22 protein-coding genes are annotated in these 21,116 nt (G+C 64.6%); 15 read left to right on the top strand and 7 right to left on the bottom strand.

Features of this window, described 5'->3' with window-relative positions:
• The first annotated feature begins 81 nt into the window (after positions 1-81).
• The 6 genes from QX034_RS24900 to QX034_RS24875 are packed head-to-tail and all read left to right on the top strand — an operon-like array spanning position 82 to position 5,169.
• A complete protein-coding gene (locus tag QX034_RS24900) occupies positions 82-1,311 on the top strand; it encodes a 4Fe-4S dicluster domain-containing protein (RefSeq protein WP_315741417.1) in 1,230 nt (409 codons plus the stop codon).
• Entirely contained in the window at positions 1,298-1,756 is a 459-nt protein-coding gene (locus QX034_RS24895) for a cyclic nucleotide-binding domain-containing protein (protein ID WP_315706001.1), read from the top strand. Before QX034_RS24900 ends, QX034_RS24895 begins: the two co-directional genes overlap by 14 nt.
• Before the next feature lies 1 nt (position 1,757).
• Entirely contained in the window at positions 1,758-2,606 is an 849-nt protein-coding gene (locus tag QX034_RS24890) for an FAD/NAD(P)-binding protein (protein ID WP_315741418.1), read from the top strand.
• 1 nt (position 2,607) lies between these two features.
• The gene (locus QX034_RS24885) at positions 2,608-3,396 is read left to right on the top strand and encodes an oxidoreductase (protein WP_315706003.1); all 789 of its coding nucleotides are present in this window, start codon (positions 2,608-2,610) and stop codon (positions 3,394-3,396) included.
• Positions 3,386-4,675: a Ni/Fe hydrogenase subunit alpha gene (locus QX034_RS24880; RefSeq protein ID WP_315706004.1), complete on the top strand. Its 1,290-nt coding sequence runs from the start codon at positions 3,386-3,388 to the stop codon at positions 4,673-4,675. The genes QX034_RS24885 and QX034_RS24880 overlap by 11 nt, the downstream gene beginning before the upstream one ends.
• Positions 4,672-5,169 carry a hydrogenase maturation protease gene (locus QX034_RS24875; RefSeq protein ID WP_315706005.1) on the top strand — a complete coding sequence of 166 codons (498 nt, stop codon included), beginning with the start codon at positions 4,672-4,674 and terminating at the stop codon, positions 5,167-5,169. Before QX034_RS24880 ends, QX034_RS24875 begins: the two co-directional genes overlap by 4 nt.
• A 27-nt stretch (positions 5,170-5,196) precedes the next feature.
• On the opposite strand, the gene QX034_RS24870 is transcribed toward QX034_RS24875, so the two are convergent.
• Both QX034_RS24870 and QX034_RS24865 read right to left on the bottom strand, forming a co-directional pair.
• Positions 5,197-5,724: a hypothetical protein gene (locus tag QX034_RS24870; RefSeq protein WP_315706006.1), complete on the bottom strand. Its 528-nt coding sequence runs from the start codon at positions 5,722-5,724 to the stop codon at positions 5,197-5,199.
• Between the two features lie 299 nt (positions 5,725-6,023).
• Positions 6,024-6,206: a hypothetical protein gene (locus QX034_RS24865; protein ID WP_315706007.1), complete on the bottom strand. Its 183-nt coding sequence runs from the start codon at positions 6,204-6,206 to the stop codon at positions 6,024-6,026.
• A 271-nt stretch (positions 6,207-6,477) separates the two neighbouring features.
• Between QX034_RS24865 and QX034_RS24860 the strand changes: the two genes are divergently transcribed.
• The 5 genes from QX034_RS24860 (at position 6,478) to QX034_RS24840 (ending at position 11,564) form a co-directional block, all read left to right on the top strand.
• The gene (locus QX034_RS24860; RefSeq protein WP_315706008.1) at positions 6,478-7,395 is read left to right on the top strand and encodes an ABC transporter permease subunit; all 918 of its coding nucleotides are present in this window, start codon (positions 6,478-6,480) and stop codon (positions 7,393-7,395) included.
• A gap of 53 nt (positions 7,396-7,448) precedes the next feature.
• Positions 7,449-8,735: a high-affinity branched-chain amino acid ABC transporter permease LivM gene (gene livM / locus QX034_RS24855; RefSeq protein ID WP_315706337.1), complete on the top strand. Its 1,287-nt coding sequence runs from the start codon at positions 7,449-7,451 to the stop codon at positions 8,733-8,735.
• Positions 8,732-9,577, top strand: coding sequence for an ABC transporter ATP-binding protein (locus tag QX034_RS24850; RefSeq protein ID WP_315706009.1), 846 nt, complete (start codon positions 8,732-8,734; stop codon positions 9,575-9,577). Before livM ends, QX034_RS24850 begins: the two co-directional genes overlap by 4 nt.
• Positions 9,574-10,308, top strand: a complete 735-nt coding sequence (locus QX034_RS24845; RefSeq protein WP_315706010.1) for an ABC transporter ATP-binding protein — start codon at positions 9,574-9,576, stop codon at positions 10,306-10,308. Before QX034_RS24850 ends, QX034_RS24845 begins: the two co-directional genes overlap by 4 nt.
• 137 nt (positions 10,309-10,445) lie before the next feature.
• Positions 10,446-11,564 carry a branched-chain amino acid ABC transporter substrate-binding protein gene (locus QX034_RS24840; protein ID WP_315706011.1) on the top strand — a complete coding sequence of 373 codons (1,119 nt, stop codon included), beginning with the start codon at positions 10,446-10,448 and terminating at the stop codon, positions 11,562-11,564.
• 66 nt (positions 11,565-11,630) lie between these two features.
• On the opposite strand, the gene QX034_RS24835 is transcribed toward QX034_RS24840, so the two are convergent.
• Positions 11,631-12,005, bottom strand: a complete 375-nt coding sequence (locus tag QX034_RS24835; protein ID WP_315706012.1) for a response regulator — start codon at positions 12,003-12,005, stop codon at positions 11,631-11,633.
• A gap of 333 nt (positions 12,006-12,338) precedes the next feature.
• Here QX034_RS24835 and QX034_RS24830 point away from each other — a divergent pair, with 333 nt between their 5' ends.
• Complete coding sequence (locus tag QX034_RS24830) at positions 12,339-13,337, top strand: P1 family peptidase (protein WP_315706338.1); 999 nt, start codon at positions 12,339-12,341, stop codon at positions 13,335-13,337.
• Here the strand turns inward: QX034_RS24830 and QX034_RS24825 are convergent.
• Positions 13,334-14,110 (bottom strand): EF-hand domain-containing protein, encoded by a 777-nt coding sequence (locus tag QX034_RS24825; RefSeq protein WP_315706013.1) that lies wholly within the window; start codon positions 14,108-14,110, stop codon positions 13,334-13,336. The two genes, QX034_RS24830 and QX034_RS24825, sit on opposite strands and share 4 nt — an antisense overlap.
• Positions 14,111-14,342: 232 nt before the next feature.
• Here QX034_RS24825 and rpe point away from each other — a divergent pair, with 232 nt between their 5' ends.
• The 3 genes from rpe to QX034_RS24810 are packed head-to-tail and all read left to right on the top strand — an operon-like array spanning position 14,343 to position 16,424.
• Positions 14,343-15,044 (top strand): ribulose-phosphate 3-epimerase, encoded by a 702-nt coding sequence (gene rpe, locus QX034_RS24820; protein ID WP_315706014.1) that lies wholly within the window; start codon positions 14,343-14,345, stop codon positions 15,042-15,044.
• A 13-nt stretch (positions 15,045-15,057) separates the two neighbouring features.
• Positions 15,058-15,543, top strand: coding sequence for an ureidoglycolate lyase (locus QX034_RS24815; RefSeq protein ID WP_315706339.1), 486 nt, complete (start codon positions 15,058-15,060; stop codon positions 15,541-15,543).
• A 53-nt stretch (positions 15,544-15,596) separates the two neighbouring features.
• Positions 15,597-16,424, top strand: a complete 828-nt coding sequence (locus tag QX034_RS24810; RefSeq protein WP_315706015.1) for a bifunctional allantoicase/(S)-ureidoglycine aminohydrolase — start codon at positions 15,597-15,599, stop codon at positions 16,422-16,424.
• A gap of 36 nt (positions 16,425-16,460) precedes the next feature.
• Here QX034_RS24810 and dctA read toward each other — a convergent pair whose 3' ends face one another.
• The 3 genes from dctA to QX034_RS24795 form a co-directional block, all read right to left on the bottom strand.
• Entirely contained in the window at positions 16,461-17,792 is a 1,332-nt protein-coding gene (gene dctA / locus QX034_RS24805; RefSeq protein WP_315706016.1) for a C4-dicarboxylate transporter DctA, read from the bottom strand.
• Positions 17,793-17,928: 136 nt separating this feature from the next.
• Positions 17,929-19,380: a bifunctional serine/threonine-protein kinase/universal stress protein gene (locus tag QX034_RS24800; protein ID WP_315706017.1), complete on the bottom strand. Its 1,452-nt coding sequence runs from the start codon at positions 19,378-19,380 to the stop codon at positions 17,929-17,931.
• Between the two features lie 5 nt (positions 19,381-19,385).
• Complete coding sequence (locus tag QX034_RS24795) at positions 19,386-20,126, bottom strand: metallophosphoesterase family protein (RefSeq protein ID WP_315706018.1); 741 nt, start codon at positions 20,124-20,126, stop codon at positions 19,386-19,388.
• Positions 20,127-21,116 lie beyond the last annotated feature (990 nt).

The following is a 21,116-nucleotide window of genomic DNA, read 5'->3' as shown; positions in this document are numbered from 1 at the left end:
AAGGTCAACGGCCACAGCGGGCGGGACTGTTAAGTCTCCGCCGACCCGAGCAAGGCCGTTTGAGAAGGCCATCGAGGCCGCATGTCCGAAGATCGCCGGAATCGAGAGATCTCGCAGAGCGTCACCGAACCGGCGGCGACGGGCTCCGATCCGTCTGCCACGTCCGCACCGCTGGCCAAAGGAACAAAGGCGATCATGTCGCGCGATGCCCTGCAGGCGCTGATCGACGCGCTGGCCTCGGATCACTGCGTGCTGGGGCCGACCGTGCGTGATGGCGCGATCGCCTATGACGAGATCGCCAAGCTCTCACAACTTCCCGCCGGGTGGACCGACCGCCAGGACGCCGGCAAATATCGCCTGGAGCGGCGGACCGATGACGCGCTGTTCGGCTTTGCCGTCGGGCCGCAATCCTGGAAGCGGTTCCTCCATCCGCCGGTCGCGACGCTGTGGACCGCACACCGCGGCGAGGATGGATTTGCAATCGAACCGCCTCCTCCGGCTCCGCGCAAATTCGCCTTCGTCGGCGTCAGGGCCTGCGAAATTCACGCCATCGCCATCCAGGACAAGGTGTTTTCAACCGGCCCTTACGCAGACGTCGGCTATACGTCGCGGCGCCAGGACGCGTTCATCGTCGCGGTGAATTGTGCTGAGGCCGGAGGCACGTGCTTCTGCGCCTCGATGGGCACGGGACCGCAGGTGGAGAGCGGCTTCGATCTCGCGCTGACCGAGTTGCATGACGAACTGCGTCACGATTTCCTAGTCGAGGCCGGCAGCGACCAGGGGGCCGCGCTGCTCGGCCGCCTGCCCCATGGCGCTGCGGATGACGCAGATCTCGCGGCAGCGGCCGCGGTGGTGGCGCGTACGCGAAGCCAGATGGGCCGGACGCTCGACACCGATGGCATCAAGGATCTGCTGCAAGCCAGCCCGAACCATCCACGCTGGGACACGGTCGCCGAGCGATGTCTCACCTGCGGCAACTGCACCATGGTTTGTCCGACCTGCTTCTGCACGACGGTCGAAGACCATAGCGATCTCACCGGTGACACGGCCGAGCGCGTCCGCAAATGGGATTCCTGCTTCACGCTGGATTTCTCCTATCTGCACGGCGGCAGCGTGCGGCGGAGCGGCGGCGCGCGCTATCGGCAATGGATCACCCACAAGCTTGCGAGCTGGATCGACCAGTTCGGCACGTCCGGCTGCGTCGGCTGCGGACGCTGCATCACCTGGTGCCCGGTCGGCATCGACATCACCGAGGAAGCGGCCGCTATCCGCGCCAACCCGACCAGCGGAGAACAGCATGGTGGGACTTGAGCAGATCCTGAAGGAACATGCCTTCTTCGCCGGATGCCCTGCAGACCAGATCGCGCTGGTGTCCGGCTGCGCCCGCAATCATCGCTTCGACCCTGGCCAATATCTGTTCCACGAAGGCGATGCGGCAGACGAGTTTTTCCTGATCCGACACGGCAAGGTCGCGCTGGAAATTGCTGCGCCCGGCCAGCCGCCGATCGTCATGTCGACGCTCGGCGAAGGCGAGATCGTCGGCGCTTCGTGGCTGCTACCGCCCTATCGGTGGACCTTCGATGCCCGCGCTGTCGAGCTGGTGCGTGCAATCGGCATCGACGCAAAATGCCTGCGCGGCAAATGCGATGCCGACCATCATCTGGGCTATGAAATGATGAAGCGCTTTGCTCCCATCCTGGTGCAACGCCTCCACGACACGCGGCTGCAGATCCTCAACGTCTATGGAAAGCGCTGAGATGACCGTGCCGATCGCACCACCCCGGAGCGATCCCTTCGTGCCACAGCTTTATCGCGTCACGCATCTCCGCCGCGAATTGCCGGACGTCGTGACGCTACAGATCGCACCGTCCCAAGGGTCTCGGCCCAGCTACGCGCCGGGCCAGTTCAACATGCTCTATGCGTTTGCCGTCGGCGAAGCCGCGATCAGCATCAGCGGCGACTGCGCGGACACCACAGGCTTCATGCATACGGTGCGGGATGTCGGCGCCGTGAGCCAGGCGATCGCTGCGCTCGAGGTCGGCGCCACGCTTGGCGTTCGTGGCCCGTTCGGCACGGCGTGGCCGGTCACCGAGGCGGAAGGCTCCGACATCCTCATCGTGGCCGGCGGCCTTGGTCTCGCCCCGCTGCGTCCGGCCATCACCCATGTGCTCGCCAATCGCGCTCGTTATGGCCGCGTCGCGATCCTGGTCGGCTGCCGAAACCCTGCGGATATTCTGTTCCGAGACGAGCTCGCGTCATGGCGCCGGCAACTCGACATCAGCGTCGAGGTCACCGTCGATCATGCCGACAAGACCTGGCGCGGCCATGTCGGTGTAGTGCCTGCCCTGATCCCGCGCATTCCGTTCGACCCGCATAACGCCGTCGCGCTGGTCTGCGGCCCGGAGATCATGATGCGGTTCACCGCCAATGCGCTGCGCGATGCCGGCGTCGCGTCGGACCGCATCTATCTGTCGATGGAGCGCAACATGAAGTGCGCCATCGGCCTTTGCGGCCACTGCCAGTTCGGACCGGCCTTCATCTGCAAGGACGGTCCCGTGATGCGATTCGACCGGATCGAACGCATCTTCGCTGTCCGGGAGATTTGAGATGGAGCAGGTGATCGACCGAGACAGGCGCCCGCGGCTCGCGGTCTGGAAATTCGCCTCCTGCGACGGTTGCCAGCTGTCGCTGCTGGATTGCGAGGACGAACTCCTGACACTGGCCGGCGCGGTCGAGATCGCCAATTTTCCGGAAGCTTCGAGCGCCGTTCTCGACGGCCCTTACGATCTCTCGCTGGTCGAAGGGTCGATCACCACCGCGCACGACGCGGAACGCATCATGATGGTGAGACAGCAATCCAGGCATCTGGTGACGATCGGCGCCTGTGCTACGGCCGGCGGCATCCAGGCGTTGCGCAATTTCGCCGACGTGAACGATTTCGTCGCCGCGGTCTATGCCTCCCCGCACTACATCTCCACGCTCGCCACTTCGACGCCGATCTCGGCGCATGTCACCGTCGACTACGAACTGCATGGCTGCCCGATCAACAAGCATCAGCTCATCGAGGTGATCTCGGCCTTCCTTGCCGGACGTAAGCCCGCGATCCCCTCCCATAGCGTCTGCATCGAGTGCAAGCAGCGCGGCACGGTCTGCGTGATGGTTCAAGGCCAGCCGTGCCTCGGACCGGTGACCCATGCGGGCTGTGGCGCGATCTGTCCGGCCTACCGGCGCGGCTGCTACGGCTGCTACGGCCCGATGGAGACACCCAACATGGCGGCCTTGGCGCGCGAGTGGCGCGCGCTGGGCGCCAGCGCACGCGATGTCAGCCGCGCCCTGCAGACCTTCAACGCCGCAGCCGAACCGTTCCGAAAGGAAAGCGAGGCCCATGCCGACTAAGTCAATCAAGGTCGACTATCTCGCCCGGGTCGAGGGCGAAGGCGCGCTGGACATCGCGATCGTTGACGGCAAAGTCGCCTCGGCGCAGCTACGCATCTTCGAGCCGCCGCGCTTCTTCGAGGCGTTCCTGCGCGGGCGCGGATACGCCGAGACGCCCGACATCGTCGCGCGGATCTGCGGCATCTGCCCGATCGCCTATCAGATGAGCGTGGTCCATGCGATCGAGAACGCGTTTGGGGCCAAGGTCGAGGGCCAGCTCCGCGCCTTGCGCCGGCTGATCTATTGCGGAGAATGGATCGAGAGCCATGCCCTGCATGTCGTGATGCTGCATGCGCCCGACTTCCTGGGCTTTCCCGACGCGATCCGGATGGCGCAGCAGCATGGCGAGGTAGTCCGCAATGCGCTCACGCTGAAGAAGGCCGGCAACGAGATCATGCGTGTGCTCGGCGGACGCGAGATCCATCCGGTCAATGTCAAGCCCGGCGGCTTCCATCGCGTGCCGAGCCGCGCCGAGTTGCAGCCGCTCGCCGCTCGGCTGGAGAATGCGCGCGACATCGCCGTTCAGCTGGTGCGCTGGGTCGCAACCTTCCCCTTTCCGGATTACGAGCAGGACTACGAATTCGTGGCGCTGCGCCACTCCGACGAATATCCCTTCAACGAAGGGCGGCTCGTCTCCAGCCGCGACATCGATATCGACATCGCCGATTACGAATCGGAGTTCGAGGAGCGGCACGTTCCGCACTCGACCGCGCTGCATGCGCTGTTGAAGCGACGCGGCGCCTATCTGGTCGGCCCGCTCGCCCGCTACGCGCTGAATTTCGACCGCCTGCCATCGGCGGTCCAGACGCTCGCCGAGGAGGTCGGCCTATCTCCGGTGTGCCGGAATCCTTATCAGAGCATTGTGGTGCGGGCGCTCGAAATCCTGTTCGCCTGTGAGGAAGCGCTTCGCATCATCGCAGCCTATGAGCAGCCGGCGGTCGCCGCCGTGCCCCTCGTCCCCCGCGCGGCCACCGGATTCGGCTGCACCGAAGCGCCGCGCGGCATCTGCTGGCATCGCTATGAGTTCGCATCGGACGGAAGCATCGAGCGGGCGCGCATCGTCCCGCCGACCTCGCAGAATCAGCCGAGCATCGAGGCCGATCTCGCCGCCGTTGCAGGTTCGATGCTCGACCAGCCGGACGAGATCATCCGCGCTCGCTGCGAGCAGACCATCCGCAACTACGATCCCTGCATTTCCTGCTCCACGCACTTTGTGAATCTGACGGTCCACCGATCGTGAACGCCTCTATACAGCGGCGGATCGCCGTCCTCGGCATCGGCAATATCGACCGCGGCGATGACGCCGTTGGCGTGCGTGTCGCGGAGCGATTGGCGGGACGCCTGCCGCCCGGCGTGGCGCTCGCCGTTTGCCGTGGCGATTTCCTCGGCCTTGTCGCGGATTGGGCGAGTTGCGACGCGCTGATCTGCGTTGACGCCGCCGCCCCGATGGGAGCACCCGGGCGCATCCATCGTGTCGATGCCGCCAAGGACGAGATGCCGCCCCGCCCACGTCTCGCCTCGAGTCATGCCTTCGGTCTGGCCGAGGCGATCGCCCTCGCCCGCCAGTTGGACGGCCTCCCGATATCCACGATCGTCTATGCGGTGGAGGGTCGCTGCTTCGATGCAGGCCGCACGATGACGCCGCAAGTGGCCGCGGCCGTCGAGACCGTCATAGAACGGGTCATGACGGAGATCGGCCGGTTGAATGACATCGAGGCAACAACCGACATCTGAAGCCGCAGCGAGCCCGACCAGCCGCGATCAGGCGGTAGGCGCAGCCGAGTGTCCGGCCCCGTGCGGCGCACCCGCGTCGCTTGCAGTTCGTGCCAGGAGTTGCGTCGGCTGCTCCACCAGCATCACGATCGCGGTGCCAAGCAGCAGCATCAATTCGGTCGCGTGCAGCCGCAGCGCCTCGGCCTCCCCGACCCGGGATGCCACGATCATGCTGAAGAAGCTGACGACGCTGCCGAGGCCGAGCGCAATCCCAAGCGTCTCGTCGGCGGCTCCGGTCCGGCGCGCGGCCGGCAAGCTGATCAGGATCAGGAAGATCGCAAAGAAGCCCGCGACCGTGAGCCGCGCCAGCGCCAGCAGCCAGGCTGCGCGCACCGTGCCGACACCGGCCAGATGCAGGTAGTCGCTGACGAACAGCGCAACCGAGATGTTGGGCCGCTCGAACAGGCCATGAACGGGCGCGACCATGATCCGGAACGCGATGATGCTCCATACTGGGATGAAGTAGGCCGCAAGCAGCGCGCCGCTGAAGGAACTGAGCCGCCAGTTCTTGAACATACTGTTCTCCCGCCGTCCCCCTGCCCGAAAGGCCGTGGTGCCGATCTGACGGAGTTAACGCGCTGAAATTACGGCGGGCAATTTAAACCCTTCGTTTACCTTAACTGCGGCGCCCGGTGCTTTGGTACCTGCCCCCCCCCCCGGCGCGCGCAGGCTCCTGCCCAAGGCGTCCCCTCACAAGTCATCCTCAAGTCATGCTCAAGACCGCGGGCCAGGCGCCCCAGGGTAAAGGCGCCCCTCTGCCAAGGCAGAAGGCCCCACCGCTGGGCGGGGCCTTCTTGTGAATTCATCGACGCGAACTAGCGCTGCCGACCCGGGTCCTGCTGTTGCTGGCCGGGCTGTTGCCCGCCGCCCTGCTGCTGCTGGCCAGGCTTCTGATTGGGTTTCTGGTTAGGTTTCTGGCTGGGATTCTGGCTCTGTTGGCCGGGATTCTGTTGACCGGGGTTCTGTTGACCGGGGTTCTGGTTCATCTGACTGCTCATCGCAGGATCTCCCTTTGTGAACGTCGCAGCTATCTAATCCAAAACTCCAACTAACGTTGCATGGAACAATCCGTTCCTCCGCGACTATTCACGGCAATTCTGCGGCGAGGCCGTTACAACCGTAGCGGCGCCGCCAAAGAAGGCGGGATAAGCCTGCATTTGCGGCAGCGCACTCTGTTGCCGCCCGCAGTTCCTTGCTGTTAGAACCTCAAGATGCGTCGCTTCGAGGCGCACGCTCCTCGCCGCGTTTGCGAACCACTCTCGGTAGTCAATGGATTACTTCGCGCAGCAGCTCATCAACGGCCTGGTTCTCGGCTCCATCTATGGCCTGATCGCCATCGGCTACACGATGGTCTATGGCATCGTCGGCATGATCAACTTCGCCCATGGCGACATTTTCATGATCGGCGGGTTCATCGCGCTGATCTCGTTCCTGGTCCTGGTCTCGATCGGAATGACAGCGGTTCCGGTGATCCTTCTGATCGTGCTCCTGGTTGCGATGGCAACCACCGCCCTCTACGGCTGGACCGTCGAGCGGATCGCCTACCGGCCGCTGCGACACTCGTTCCGGCTCGCGCCGATGCTGTCGGCGATCGGCATGTCGTTCGTGCTGACGAACTATTCGCAGGTCGCGCAAGGCGCGCGCGTCAAGCCGGTGCCGCCGATCGTCACCGGGGGCTACACCCTGCACGAGAGTTCCGATGGCTTTGTCGTGCAGCTCTCCAACATCCAGATCGTCGTGGTCGTCACGACAATCGTGCTGCTGGCGCTGTTCACCTGGCTGGTGTCGCGCACCCGGCTCGGGCGTGACATGCGCGCCTGCGAGCAGGATCAGACCATGGCCTCGCTGCTCGGCGTCGACGTCGACCGCACCATCTCCATGACCTTCGTGATCGGCGCGGCGCTCGCTGCGGTCGCCGGCATGATGTATCTGCTCTATTACGGCCTGGTCGATTTCTTCATGGGCTTCGTGGCCGGCATCAAGGCGTTCACGGCCGCGGTGCTCGGGGGCATCGGCTCGCTGCCCGGGGCAATGCTTGGCGGCCTTGCGATCGGCCTGATCGAGACCTTCTGGTCGGCTTATTTCTCGGTCGAGTACAAGGACGTCGCGGCGTTCTCGATCCTGATCGTGGTGCTGATCTTCCTGCCGACCGGCCTGCTCGGCCGGCCCGAAGTCGAAAAAGTCTGAACGGGTCCGGCGTGAGCGCACCACATCCCGCATCGTCGAAGACCGCCCAACCGATGGGGGCGGCCGCCATCTTCAAGAAAGCGTTCCTGAGTGCGCTGGTCGCGCTTGGCCTGTTCTCGCTGATGATCGGAGTCAGGACCGAAGCCGGCCCGACCGGGCAGCTCATCTATTGGACTCGTTTCGACGAACTCGCCGAACTCGTTGGCGCAGTCTTCATCGGATCGATCGCGGTCGAACTGTTCCGGCTCTGGCTGGGGCCCCGCGGCGGCGCGGCCGGACTGATCCCGCCCGTGGTCGGGCGCGGCATGGCGGCGGCAGGCCGGTTCGTCGCGCCGGCGCTGCTCGGCATCGCGTTCCTGGTTCCGGTCATCTTCTACAAGCAGCCCTATATTATCGACCAGGCGATCCTGGTCCTGACCTATGTGATGTTGGGCTGGGGGCTGAACATCGTGGTCGGCTTGGCGGGTCTGCTCGACCTCGGCTATGTCGCGTTCTACGCGGTCGGCGCTTACTCCTACGGCCTGCTCTCGACCAGCTTCGGGCTGTCGTTCTGGATCTGCCTGCCGCTGGCCGGCATCCTCGCCGCATTCTGGGGCGTGCTGCTCGGTTTCCCCGTGCTGCGGCTGCGCGGCGACTATCTCGCCATCGTGACGCTGGCCTTTGGCGAAATCATCAGGCTGGTCCTGATCAACTGGCAGGACCTGACCGGCGGCCCCAACGGCATCTCGGGAATCCCGCGCCCCAGCCTGTTCGGCTACACGCTGACCCCCGGTCCGAACGGCCTCGCCTCCGCCTTCGGGATCCCGTTTTCGCCGAGCCAGCGGCTTGGCTTCCTGTTCTACCTGATCCTGGCGCTGGCGCTGCTGACCAACTGGGCCACGATCCGGCTGCGCCGGCTGCCGATCGGACGGGCCTGGGAAGCGTTGCGCGAGGACGAGATCGCCTGCCGCGCGCTCGGCATCAACATCACGACGACCAAACTCACGGCGTTCGCAACCGGGGCGATGTTCGGCGGTTTCGCCGGCGCCTTCTTCGCCACGCGCCAAGGCTTCATCAGCCCCGAATCCTTCTCCTTCCAGGAATCGGCGTTGGTGCTGGCCATCGTAGTGCTCGGCGGCATGGGCTCGCAGCTCGGCGTCGCACTCGCGGCACTCGCGATGATCGGCGGGTTCGAGCTTTTCCGCAGCCTCGAGGTCTACCGCATGCTGGTGTTCGGCATGGCGATGGTGCTGCTGATGATCTGGCGGCCCCGCGGCATCATCGGCCACCGCGCGCCGACCGTCTATCTGCAGAAAGCGCAGGCGATCTCGTCCGACCTCGTGAAGGAGGGCCACGGATGAGGGCCGATGCTGCCGTACCGCCGATCCTCTCCGTCGAAAACCTGACCATGCGGTTTGGCGGCATCGTTGCGGTCAATGACTTGTCGTTCGCGGCCGGGCCGCGGCAGATCACCGCGCTGATCGGCCCCAACGGGGCCGGCAAGACCACGGTCTTCAACTGCATCACCGGCTTCTACAGGCCGACCTCCGGCACGATCCGGCTCACCCATCCCGATGGCGCACAGTTCGAGTTGCAGAAGCTGAACGACTTCAGGATCTCGAAGCTCGCAAAGGTCGCACGCACCTTTCAGAACATCCGCCTGTTCCCCGGCATGACTTTGCTGGAGAACCTCATGGTGGCGCAGCACAACGCCTTGATGCGCGCCTCCGGCTTCACGCTCCTCGGTCTGCTCGGCGTGCCGTCTTATCGCCACGCCGAGCGGCAAGCGATCGACAATGCGATCGTCTGGCTGAAGCGCGTCAACCTGCTCGACCGCGCCGATGACGCCGCCGGCAATCTCGCCTATGGCGACCAGCGCCGGCTCGAGATCGCGCGCGCCATGTGCACGCAGCCGGCGTTGCTCTGCCTGGACGAGCCGGCGGCCGGCCTGAACGCCCGCGAGAGCGGCGCACTGAGCGAATTGCTGCTTTCGATCCGCGCCGATTACGGCACCTCGATCCTGCTGATCGAGCACGACATGAGCGTCGTGATGGAAATCTCCGATCGAGTCATAGTGATGGACTATGGCGTCAAGATCGCGGAGGGCGCGCCAAGCGAGGTTCGCAACGATCCGAAGGTGATCGCGGCCTATCTCGGCAGCGACGAAGAAGAGGCCATTGCCGTGATGGAGGCTCAGGCGTGAGCGCCCCCCTCCTCGCGATCCGCAATCTCCGCGCGGCCTATGGCAAGATCGAAGCGCTCAAGGGCGTCGATCTCGACATCAAGGCGGGCGAGATCGTTGCGCTGATCGGCGCCAACGGCGCCGGCAAGTCGACCTTGATGATGACGATCTTCGGCCGGCCCCGCGCGAGTTCCGGCCACATCCTGTTTGACGGAGCCGACATCACGCAGGTGCCGACCCATCAGATCGCCCGGCTCAGAATCTCGCAATCGCCGGAAGGGCGGCGCATCTTCCCGCGCATGAGCGTGGCGGAAAACCTTCAGATGGGCGCCGACGCCACCGAGACCAGCGAGGCCGAGCGCGCGAACAGTCTCGATCGCGTGTTCGCCCTGTTCCCCCGGCTGAAGGAGCGGATGGACCAGCGGGGCGGCACCCTGTCCGGCGGCGAGCAGCAGATGCTGGCGATCGGGCGCGCCCTGATGAGCCGCCCGCGCCTGCTACTTTTGGATGAGCCCTCGCTTGGCCTCGCCCCCCTCATCGCGCGGCAAATTTTCGACGCCATCCGTACGCTCAACCGGCAGGACGGGTTGACCGTGCTGATCGTCGAACAGAACGCCAACCATGCGCTCAAACTCGCGCATCGCGGCTATGTGCTGGTCAACGGCCTGATCACATTGGCCGGCTCGGGCGCTGAGTTGCTGCAGCGGCCGGAGATCCGCGCCGCCTATCTCGAGGGCGGGCGCCACGCCTAGCTGCCGGTTTTAGATTCGTTCCGAGCACCATCTGCCCGAATTTTGCCGGTGACTTCGCGATAAAATCAGCCACAATGCGGCCGGTCTTACCACCCGGCCGTCCCGGGACGTCCGTATTGATCATTCGAGGATTTCTCATGAAACCACTCAAACTCTTCGGCTTGGCTCTGGGCGCAACGCTCGCGCTCTCGACGGCAGCGCTAGCGGATGACCTCACCGTTGCGGTGGCCGGTCCCATGACCGGCGGCGAATCCGCCTTCGGACGGCAGATGAAGAACGGCGCGGAGATGGCGGTGGCCGACCTCAACGCCGCAGGCGGCCTGCTCGGCAAGAAGCTCACGCTCGACGTCGAGGACGATGCTTGCGATCCTAAGCAGGCGCGCTCGGTCGCCGAGAAGATTGCCGGTGCCGGCATTCCGTTCGTCGCGGGCCACTACTGTTCGTCGTCGTCGATCCCGGCGTCCGAGGCCTACGCCGATGGCAATGTGTTGCAGATCACGCCAGCCTCGACCAACCCGACCTTCACCGAGCGCAAGCTGTGGAACGTCGCTCGCGTCTGCGGCCGTGACGACCAGCAGGGTGCGGTCGCCGCCGCCTACATCGCGAAGACCTTCAAGGGCAAAAACATCGCGATCCTCAACGACAAGACCACCTACGGCAAGGGTCTGGCCGACGAGACCAAGAAGGCGCTCAACAAGGCAGGCGTGACCGAGAAGCTGTATGAGTCCTACAACAAGGGCGACAAGGACTTCAACGCGATCGTCTCGCGCCTGAAGCGCGAGAACATCGATCTCGTCTATGTCGGCGGCTACCATCAGGAAGCCGGCCTAATCCTGCGTCAGATGCGCGACCAGGGCCTGAAGACGATCCTGATGGCGGGCGACGCGATGGCGGACAAGGAATACGCCTCGATCACCGGGCCGGCCGCGGAAGGCACCCTCTTCACCTTCGGTCCGGATCCGCGCAAGAAGCCGACCGCGGCGGCCATCGTGGACAAGTTCAAGGCCAAGAACATCGATCCCGAAGGCTATACGCTCTACACCTACGCGGCGATGCAGGTGTGGTCGCAAGCGGCGAAGAAGGCCGGCACCACCGACCCCAAGAAGGTGATGGACGCCATCAAGGCGGGCTCGTGGGATACCGTGATCGGCAAGCTCGAATACGACTCCAAGGGCGACATCAAGCAGCTCGACTACGTCGTCTACAAGTGGGATGCGAACGGCAACTATGCCGAGATCAACCCGAAGGGGTCCTGATCGAAGTCCGACACGAATAGCGAACTACGAACGCCCCGGTCCGCCGGGGCGTTTTTCTTTTGCGGGTCAGGCCGAGGCGGCCACCGCCGTCCGTGCGGCGGCGACGGCGCGCATCAGCTCGGCCGGTCGAAACGGCTTTTGCAGATAGACGACGCGTCTCAGCTCGTCCGAAGGCGCAACCCCATCGAAGGCGGTCATGCCGGAGACCGCAACGACGGGCAGGTCCGGAATCGTCTCGCGCATCGCCGCGACCAAATCGAGACCGTTGGAGTCGCCCAGAAAGACGTCGACGATCGCAGCATCGCACGGCGTATCCTTCAACGCTTGAAGCCCGGCGGCCGCACTCGCGGCCTCTGCGACATCGAAATGATTGACGCGCAGCACCATGCAGATCATCGCGCGAACATCCTTCTGATCGTCGACAACGAGAATGCGCGGCATGAACGGCTCCAGCGTTTGTGGGTTCGACTAAGACCAGGAACGGAACCCAGATACAACCATGGGTATGTGTATGGGATCCGCGGTAAAGGTGCAGTTACCTCATCAATCGGCACTTACATATGACAAATTATCGATCGGTAAAATGTGACCTCAATCGATCCAGACCCGCTTACCTCGCCGTCCTCAACCTCACGGTGAAGGCACATGGCGAAGGGAAAATATCCCGATCGCAGGCGTGGGCTGGCATGGGGATCCAGGGCGCGCTCGAACGTTGAGGCGCAGCGCGTGTTGCGCTACGAGCTGGCTGACACGATGCAGCCGAGAGACCGTCACGTGAAGAACCTCCTCACCGATGTCAAAGGTGTGCATGTCGGCAATGCCGACGATCCCAAGCTCGCCTCCGGGGTGACCGTGATCCTGTTCGACACCCCGGCGGTCGCGGCGATCGACATTCGCGGCGGCGGTCCGGGTTTGCGCGACGACGCCCTGCTCGATCCCGTCAATACCGTCGACCGGATCGACGCGATCGCACTGTCCGGCGGCTCAGGCTTCGGCCTGGATGCCGGCGGCGGTGTACAAGCCTGGCTCGCGGAACAGGGCCGCGGCTTTGCGGTGCATGACGCGCTGATCCCGATCGTACCCGGGGCGGTCATCTTCGATCTGCTGAACGGCGGCGACAAGTCCTGGGGTCGCTTTGCACCTTATCGTGATCTCGGCTACGCGGCGGCCGCAGCTGCGGGCACCGATTTCAAACTCGGCAGCGTCGGAGCAGGCCTGGGAGCCACCACCGCCAATTTCCAGGGCGGGCTCGGCTCGGCCTCGGCGATGACGTCAGGCGGAATCACGGTCGCCGCGCTTGCCGTGGTCAATGCGGTCGGCAGCGTCACGATCGGCAACGGGCCGTGGTTCTGGGCAGCCCCATTTGAAGTGAACGGCGAGTTCGGCGGACGCGGCCAGCCCGCCTCGTTCACGCCGGACATGCTCGCGATGCGCATCAAGGGAGGTCCGGCGGCAACGGCGGCAGAAAACACCACGGTCTCAGCGGTGGTAACGGACGCGATCCTGACCAAGGCGCAAGCGAAACGGCTCGCCATGATCGCGCAGACCGGCATGGCGCGAGCGATCTATCCGGTGCATCTGCCGCTCGACGGCGATGTGGTGTTCGCGGCCGCCACCTGCGAGAAGCCGATCGAACCGCTGGTCGAACTGAGCGAACTCGGCATGGTCGCCGCCAACGTGCTGGCGCGGGCGATCGCGCGTGGCGTCTATCACGCGACGGCCCTGCCCTTTGCCGGCGCGCTGCCGGCCTGGCAGGACCGGTACGGAAGCTAGGCGCTGACGGCGGAGGCGGACGAAGCCGAATTTGACAGCGCGTTCGACTCGCGCTGGATCAGCTTCTCGATCAAATTGTAGGACGAACTCGCAGAGCTCGCGCTGGCCGACGCCGCCGGTGAGGTCATGGTCACCTTGGAGCCGTCCGCATAGGTGATGGTGGTCGTGGTCGAGCCGTCGCTATTGTTGCTCGAACTACTCGAGGCACCCGATAGCGCCTGCATCAGGGCATCGCTGCTCGCGTTCATCCCGTTCGAACCGCTGCCGTCGTTGGCGCTGGCGGCCTGATTATGGCGACCGGAATGCCCGCCCTTCAGCGCGGATTTCAGCTCATCGAAGCTGACATTGCCGTCGCCGTTGCTGTCGAGCTTGCCGAACACGCTGTCGGCATTGGCGACATTGGTGCCGCCGGCGCCGAGTGCGCTTTCGAATTCCGACTTGCTGATCTGGCCGTTGCCGTTGCCGTCGAGCTGCGAGAACAGGTCCTGCAGCGGGTCCTTGAACGAGGTGGAGCCCGATGACGCGCTCGTCCCCGACTGGCTCTGCGCCGCGATCAGGGCGCTCATGGTCTCCGAGGAGATCTGCGCCGAGCCGCCGCTCGTGCTCGGCTGCCAGGGCGTGAAGTTTGCCGACGAGTTCGTCGAGCCTGACCCGCCGAGAAAATCGAACAGACCCGAGCCGGAGCCGTTCGATTGGCTCGCGCCGGATCTTGATGACCCCAGCGACTGCAGGCCTTCCAGGATCGACGAGGCGGCCCCAAGCGCAAACCACATGGCAGGACTCCGAAAGAGCGCCCCGGCAAGCGAGGCGAAACCTTATGCGATGCCCTCCTCGCAAGCACCGTGCCAATCGCAACGCGCTGATATGTCCAGCTTTTTCCGATCGCTCCCGCGATGACCCAGGCATTTCATGCCGCAAGCAGGTCAATTTTGCCGGCCTTACGTTGCCGGAATTGCGTCTGCATGTTAGGGCGCTCTGAATGTCAGTCCGCCGGGAGACAACGCCATGACTCAAGCCTTCACGCCGCGTCCACTCGTCATCGCGCCCTCGATCCTGGCTTCCGATTTTTCCAGGCTCGGCGAGGAAGTTCGCGCAGTCGATAGTGCCGGCGCCGACTGGATCCATCTCGACGTGATGGATGGGCATTTCGTTCCGAACATTTCCTACGGCCCCGACGTCATCAAGGCGCTGCGCCCGCACACCAAGAAGGTATTCGATGCCCATCTGATGATCGCGCCCTGCGATCCCTATCTCGAGGCGTTCGCCAAGGCCGGCTGCGACCACATCACCATCCATGCCGAGGCCGGCCCGCATTTGCATCGCTCGCTGCAGGCGATCCGCGCGCTCGGCAAGAAGGCCGGCGTCTCGCTCAATCCCGCGACGCCGCTCAACGCGATCGAATATGTGCTCGACATGATCGACCTCGTGTTGATCATGTCGGTCAATCCGGGCTTCGGCGGCCAGGCCTTCATCCCCTCCGCGCTCGGCAAGATCCAGGACCTGCGCGCCATGGTCGCGGGCCGGCCCATCGATATCGAGGTCGATGGCGGCGTCGGGCCCGAGGTCGCCGGACAACTGGCTGCAGCCGGCGCCAACGCCTTTGTCGCGGGCTCTGCCGTATTCAAGGGCGGCACGATGGAATCCTATCGCGGCAACATCTCCGCCATCCGCAGCGCCGCTGCGCTCGCGCGTGGCGAAGCCATCTGAGCTCGGACCGCCGATGCTGCAGATCACGCCCCAGCCCTTGACCAAGGCGGGCTTTGCGCGCTTCGGCGATGTCGTCGAGATCGACGGCGCCGAACCGATCGAAATCAACCAGGGTTTTGCGCGGCGCTTCAATGGTCTTGCCGGTATCGACGTGACCAGCGGCGGCGCCTCGGTCAATATCAGCCTGTTCGAGGCAAGGCCGCGCCCGCTGCCGATCGAAATCAAGCTGATGGAGCGGCACCCGCTGGGCAGCCAATTGTTCATGCCGCTGCAGGACAGGCCCTGGCTGGTACTGGTCTGCGACGACCCGCGCGATCCCTCAAGCTATCGCGCCTTTACCGCGAGCGGTCGGCAAGGCGTGAACTACGCGCGAAATATCTGGCATCATCCACTTTTGGTGCTCGGGGAAGGAGAGCGCTTCCTGGTCGCCGACCGCCTCGGTGCTGACAATCTCGAGGAAGTATGGCTGGATCGGCCGCTGTCGCTGACGCCGGCATGACGGCGCGCGCAGACTGATACTGCCGGCCTTTATTGCCGGCTTGGAGCAAGACGATGGACGAACCCTATTTCATTCCCCGCGGCGGGCATCCGCCGCAGACTGACCTTCTGACGGGGCGTGCCGTCTTCACCGAGGCCTATGCGGTCATCCCCAAGGGCGTGATGCGCGACATCGTCACCTCGGCGCTGCCGTTCTGGGACAAGACCCGGGTCTGGGTGATCGCGCGTCCCCTCTCCGGCTTCGCCGAGACCTTCTCGCAATACATCGTGGAGGTCGCGCCCGGTGGCGGCAGCGACAAGCCGGAACCGGATCCTGAAGCCGAAGGCGTATTGTTCGTGGTCGGCGGCGAGGTCACGCTGACGCTGGCCGGCACCGAGCACCGGCTGCGCCACGGCGGCTACGCCTTCCTGCCCCCGGCGTGCCAATGGACACTCCGCAACGCCGGCACGGGACCTGCGACCTTCCACTGGATCCGCAAGGCCTATCAGGCGGTGCCAGGCATTCCCGCACCCGACGCTTTCGTCACCAACGAGGCCGAGATCTCACCCGCTCCGATGCCGGAAACACAGGGGCGCTGGGCGACGACGCGCTTCGTCGATCCGCTCGACGTGCGTTACGACATGCATGTCAACATCGTCACCTTCGAGCCGGGCGCAGTGATCCCGTTCCTGGAGACGCATGTGATGGAGCATGGACTCTACGTGCTCGAGGGCAAGGCGGTCTACAAGCTGAACCGCGACTGGGTCGAGGTCGAGGCCGGCGACTTCATGTGGCTGCGCGCCTTCTGCCCGCAGGCCTGCTACGCTGGCGGCCCCGGCCGCTTCCGCTACCTGCTCTACAAGGACGCCAACCGCCACATGCCGCTGCGGCCGTTCCGGTAAGCGGCAGGTCGTCCCGCAACGATCAAGTCACGTATCTCACGTGGCTTGATACTCGACCTCATCCGAGCTGCCGCGATCGAGCACCTTGACCGCCTTGGCGTGGTCGAGATCGTTTTCCCAGGCCGCAACCACGACCGTGGCGACGCAATTGCCGATCAGGTTGCCGACGGCGCGGGCGATGCCGACGAACCAGTCGACCGAGAGCACCAGCACAAGGCCGATCGCCGGGATCGCCGGCACCGCCCCCAAGGTCGCAGCCAGGATCACGATCGCCGAGCCCGGCACACCATGCGCGCCCTTCGAGGTGATCAGAGAGACTCCGAGCACCAGCAGGAGTTCGCTGACCGACAGCGGCGTGTTGGTGGCTTGCGCGATGAACACGACTGCAAGCGTCAGGTAGATCGAGAACGCATCGAGGTTGAAGGAATAGCCGGTCGGGATGACGAGGCCGACCACCTCTTCCTTGACGCCCATCGCCTCGAGCTTGCGCATGATCTGCGGCAGCACGGCATCGGACGAGGCCGTGGCCAGCACGATCATCAGCTCTTCCTTCAGATAGCGCAGGAGCTTGAACAGGCTCAGGCCGGCCAGCCGCATCACGATGCCGAGCGCGACGACGACGAATAGCGCGACCGAGACATAGAACAGCAGGACCAGCGTCAACAGCTGCTGCAGCGAGCCGATGCCGTATTTGCCGACCGTGAAACCGATCGCGCCGAGCACGCCGAGCGGCGCCACGCGCACGATCAGGCCCATGGCGCGAAACAGCACCTTGGCGGTGGCGTCGACGAAGGTCACGACCGGCTTGGCCGGCTCGCCGACCAGCGCCAGGCTGACGCCGAAGATCACCGCGAAGAACAGCACCTGCAGCACGTCATTGCGCGAGAAGGCGTCGAACGCAGTCGAGGGGATGATGTTGAGGATGAAGCCGCCGAGCCCGCCGCCCTGCAGCTTGTGCGCATTGTCCGCGAAGCTCGCGAGGGCCTTCGGATCGAGCTTGGCGACATCGATGTTCATGCCATGGCCGGGGCCGAAGACCAGCGCGAGGATCAGGCCGAAGGCGAGCGCAACGGTGGTCATGCCCTCGAAATAAACCAGCGCCTTGATCCCGACCCGGCCGACTTTCCGCAAGTCCCCGGCGCTGGCAATACCGTGCACGACCACGCAGAACACGATCGGCGCCACCACCATCGAGATCAGCTTGAGGAAGGCGTCGCTGAAGAATTTCAGCGCCTGGCCCGTTTCCGGCGAGACGAAGCCGATCAGGATGCCCAGGATCAGCGCCACCACGACCTGGACGAACAGCGACCCGAACAGGCTGCCGCCGCCGCGCGATGTCCTGACTACCCCCGCATCCGTTGCCGTCATAAGAAGCTCCTATCCTACGCCGCCGCGCCGGTATTGGCGACGACTGAGCCGGGCACTTTGGCGGGGGAACTCATGAAAATCAACGCAGCCGCGCCTCATTTTGCGGCCCTGCACCGGCAAATTCGTCCTCGATCGGCTAGGAGGCTTCGGCCTGGGTTACCGTTTGATCAGTTGACGGCTCGCCCCGCCCAGCGAGGCGCGGTGGGCGCACCACGGTGACCGTGCATCTGGCTTCCGCGGCGACCTTGGCGGAGACGCTGCCGAGCAGCGCGCGCAGCACCGAATCCTGCCGCGCGCCGATAATGATATGATCGACGTGGTTCACTTCAGCGAATTCAAGGATCGCGGTGGCCGGATCGATCGCCTCCAGCACATGCACGGTGAGCCGGCTCGCATCGAGCTTGAATGGTGAGGCCCAATGTTTCAGCGCCACCATGCGGTCGATATGTTTGTTGTTGCCCTGCTCATCGAGGGTACGGTCGATGCTGATGCGGCCGAGCTTCAGCACGTTGACGCAAGCGAGCCGCGCCGATGGCAGTGTCGCCAGGATGCGTTCGGTGGTGACCCGCAACGCGCCATTGAGCTCGTCCGTGCCTTCGGAGACGTCAATCGCAATCGCAACGATCGGACTGGTCGCGAGTTGCACCTGGACGTCGGATTTGGCTTCCGGTTGCATCAGCCCCTGATTGAACCTGCGCCGCCACACCGTGGTCAGTGGATCGCGTCTGGTCTTCTCCGAGCGTGTCGTCAGCTTCACCTGATCGGGATGGCCGAGATCGAAGGCAAGCTGCGAGGCGGTCGGATAGCGCCACACCGGCTCGATCTCCAGGCAGCGCAGCACGATTTCCTGCAGCCATGGCGGATAGTCACTTCTGAGCTGCCGCGGCGGGTGCGGGTCGCGCCACAGCCTGCGCCGCATGCCGCGAAGGGTCTCGGTCTCGCCGAACGGCCGCACGCCGGTGGTGAAGAAATAGAGCAGCACCCCGAGCGAGAACAGATCGCTGCGCGGATCGGAGCGCACGCCCATCAGCCGCTCCGGCGGCATGTAGGGCGCGGTGCCGTAAGGCAGCCGGAATTCCTCCTGCAGGAGGTCGGGCAGATGCCGGTGGCACGACAGGCCGTAATCGATCAGCACCGCTTCGCCCGAGGACCGGAACATGATGCTCGACGGCTTGATGTCGTGATGGATCACGTGCTGGCCGTGCAGGTCGGCGAGCGCGGTCGCGATCTTTGCGACCAGGACCCGCGCCTCCTCGTAAGGCAACGGCAGTTCCGGCAGCCGCTGGTAGAGCGTCTCGCCCGGAATGCGCTCGATCACGACATAGGCTTGGGCAGTGAAATCGCCGGTGCCGAAACAGGCTGGCACATGCGGTCCCGACAGCCGAGGCAGGATCATCTGCTCCATCTCGAAGCTGACGATCGCAGCGGGGTCTTCACCCTCCGCGACGCGTGGAACCTTCATCAGGAGCGGCCGGTCGATGCCGGGATGGCTCACGCTCCAGAGCGTCGCCATGCCACCGGAATGCACGCATTCGCCGATGGTGAAGCCATCGATGACTGCGCCGGGTTGGACTGCGGATTTCGGCATCGCGCTTACCGTCCGATCGCAAGCCGCTCGGCGAGCCAGGGCGGCAGCCCGTTGGCGCGGATGCGCTGCGCCGCTGTTTCGACATCATAAGGCACGCGGCAATAGGTGATCTCGCGCGTCCTGGTCTCGAAGGTCATGAACGCGGCCGCCGGATCGCCGTCGCGCGGCTGGCCGACCGAGCCGGCCACCGCCAGCCACTGCCGGCCGCGCAGGAGCTGCACCGGCACGTTCGCGGTCGGAGTGAAACTCGTCATCTTGGCGGTCACCGACATCGAATACAGCGCGGGACGATGGATGTGGCCGCAGAAGGTCACCTGGGCGTCGGTCGCGATCATGCAGCGCGCGGCGTCGGAGGTCGATTGCACGTAGCGCCAGCGCGACGGGCTCGAGGCTTCCGAATGCACGTAGAGCCGGTCGTCGTCCTGGGCCATCAGCGGCAGTTCGGCGAGAAAGCGGCGCTGCGCGGCGCTGAGCCGGCCGCGCGTCCATTCGATCGCCGCTTGCGCCTCGGCGTTCATGTTTTCGCTGCTGACGGCCACCGCATTGTCATGATTGCCGCGCACGGCGAGCCCACCCTGTTCGACCATCTCCATCACGGCGTCGACCGACCATTCGGGATCGGCGCCATAGCCGACGATGTCGCCGAGACAGATCAAGCGCTCGGCGCCGCGGGCGCGCGCCGCCTTCAGGCACGCATCGAATGCCTGCCGGTTGGCGTGGATGTCCGAGAAAAACGCCAAGAGCACCCGCTTCCTCCTCCTCCACTCTAACCGCGCCCTTCGCACGGGAGTTGAGCAACATCAAATAAGTTGAGCCGGAGCAAGGCGTTTTCGGAGGCATTGTTCCGATCCAAGACCGTGGCCGCATGTGCCGCCTCCGCACCGACGATGCGCTCCCTCCCCCGCTTGCGGGCGGGGCGACCGCATATGAAGATTTGGCCGATCGGCACCAATGCCTCCTGATCGTCATGGCCGGGCTTGACCCGGCCATCCACGACTTCGCTAGCCCCGAAGAAAGACGTGGATGCGCGGGACAAGCCCGTGCATGACGAGTAACCCAATTGGCACCTTTTTGCCGTTGAGAACCATCTTCGGACATATGCGATCGCCCTGCGCTTGCGAGGGACTGTTGGGGTGGCCACATGACCGCGCCTTCTCGCGGCGGATCACGCCCGAGCTCTGCGATCGTTGTGCCCTGTCGAAAAGCGAGAGGGCGCGGGGAATGCCGGGCGCTGGCCGCAACCCATGGCCCGCCTGCAGCAAAAAAAGCAGGCGGCAGTCACCACAGGTTCAGCCGAACATCCGGCATTCCCCGCGCGACGGTTTTAACGCTTATATCGTGCTCTCCTCGGTGCACCGGGCTTTTTGGCCACCGTCCCCCGTGTGACGCAAAGCATCATCACGAAGTTGACACCAGCATCGGGGTGCCAGGACCACACGACTTCACGTCCGCCTGATCGCGCTCGTCTGGCGCCACCAAAACGTCCATCGCATCCCCGCCTCACGTGTCGTGACGATCGCGCGCAACGCCCCTCTCAACGAGGCGGGATGGCGGCATACAATCACAATTTCTGAAAAAAAGAAAGCGATCTTTTTAGCGGGTGGGCTGGATGGTGCCGATCGCGTTGAAAGGATTTGCGAAATTAATCCACCGCCAGCGGCTTACTGCGCTCACACGGTAATCCAAATCTCGGGAAGTTCAGTCAAATCGATCGAAGAGGCTTCTTGATGTCGGCG

It is taken from the genome of Bradyrhizobium sp. SZCCHNR3119, from assembly GCF_032487775.1.
Classification (GTDB): domain Bacteria; phylum Pseudomonadota; class Alphaproteobacteria; order Rhizobiales; family Xanthobacteraceae; genus Bradyrhizobium.
This window is presented reverse-complemented; position numbering and strand designations above follow the sequence as displayed.

Excerpts from the sequence above, each read along its gene's own strand:
- livM (WP_315706337.1), top strand. The coding sequence starts at position 7,449 with ATGGGGGCGGCCGCCATCTTCAAGAAAGCGTTCCTGAGTGCGCTGGTC.
- QX034_RS24815 (WP_315706339.1), top strand. The coding sequence starts at position 15,058 with ATGCTGCAGATCACGCCCCAGCCCTTGACCAAGGCGGGCTTTGCGCGC.
- QX034_RS24880 (WP_315706004.1), top strand. The coding sequence starts at position 3,386 with ATGCCGACTAAGTCAATCAAGGTCGACTATCTCGCCCGGGTCGAGGGC.
- QX034_RS24895 (WP_315706001.1), top strand. The coding sequence starts at position 1,298 with ATGGTGGGACTTGAGCAGATCCTGAAGGAACATGCCTTCTTCGCCGGA.
- QX034_RS24840 (WP_315706011.1), top strand. The coding sequence starts at position 10,446 with ATGAAACCACTCAAACTCTTCGGCTTGGCTCTGGGCGCAACGCTCGCG.
- QX034_RS24810 (WP_315706015.1), top strand. The coding sequence starts at position 15,597 with ATGGACGAACCCTATTTCATTCCCCGCGGCGGGCATCCGCCGCAGACT.
- dctA (WP_315706016.1), bottom strand. The coding sequence starts at position 17,792 with ATGACGGCAACGGATGCGGGGGTAGTCAGGACATCGCGCGGCGGCGGC.
- QX034_RS24860 (WP_315706008.1), top strand. The coding sequence starts at position 6,478 with ATGGATTACTTCGCGCAGCAGCTCATCAACGGCCTGGTTCTCGGCTCC.
- QX034_RS24870 (WP_315706006.1), bottom strand. The coding sequence starts at position 5,724 with ATGTTCAAGAACTGGCGGCTCAGTTCCTTCAGCGGCGCGCTGCTTGCG.
- QX034_RS24890 (WP_315741418.1), top strand. The coding sequence starts at position 1,758 with ATGACCGTGCCGATCGCACCACCCCGGAGCGATCCCTTCGTGCCACAG.
- QX034_RS24800 (WP_315706017.1), bottom strand. The coding sequence starts at position 19,380 with ATGCCGAAATCCGCAGTCCAACCCGGCGCAGTCATCGATGGCTTCACC.
- QX034_RS24900 (WP_315741417.1), top strand. The coding sequence starts at position 82 with ATGTCCGAAGATCGCCGGAATCGAGAGATCTCGCAGAGCGTCACCGAA.
- QX034_RS24850 (WP_315706009.1), top strand. The coding sequence starts at position 8,732 with ATGAGGGCCGATGCTGCCGTACCGCCGATCCTCTCCGTCGAAAACCTG.
- rpe (WP_315706014.1), top strand. The coding sequence starts at position 14,343 with ATGACTCAAGCCTTCACGCCGCGTCCACTCGTCATCGCGCCCTCGATC.
- QX034_RS24885 (WP_315706003.1), top strand. The coding sequence starts at position 2,608 with ATGGAGCAGGTGATCGACCGAGACAGGCGCCCGCGGCTCGCGGTCTGG.
- QX034_RS24865 (WP_315706007.1), bottom strand. The coding sequence starts at position 6,206 with ATGAGCAGTCAGATGAACCAGAACCCCGGTCAACAGAACCCCGGTCAA.
- QX034_RS24825 (WP_315706013.1), bottom strand. The coding sequence starts at position 14,110 with ATGTGGTTTGCGCTTGGGGCCGCCTCGTCGATCCTGGAAGGCCTGCAG.
- QX034_RS24835 (WP_315706012.1), bottom strand. The coding sequence starts at position 12,005 with ATGCCGCGCATTCTCGTTGTCGACGATCAGAAGGATGTTCGCGCGATG.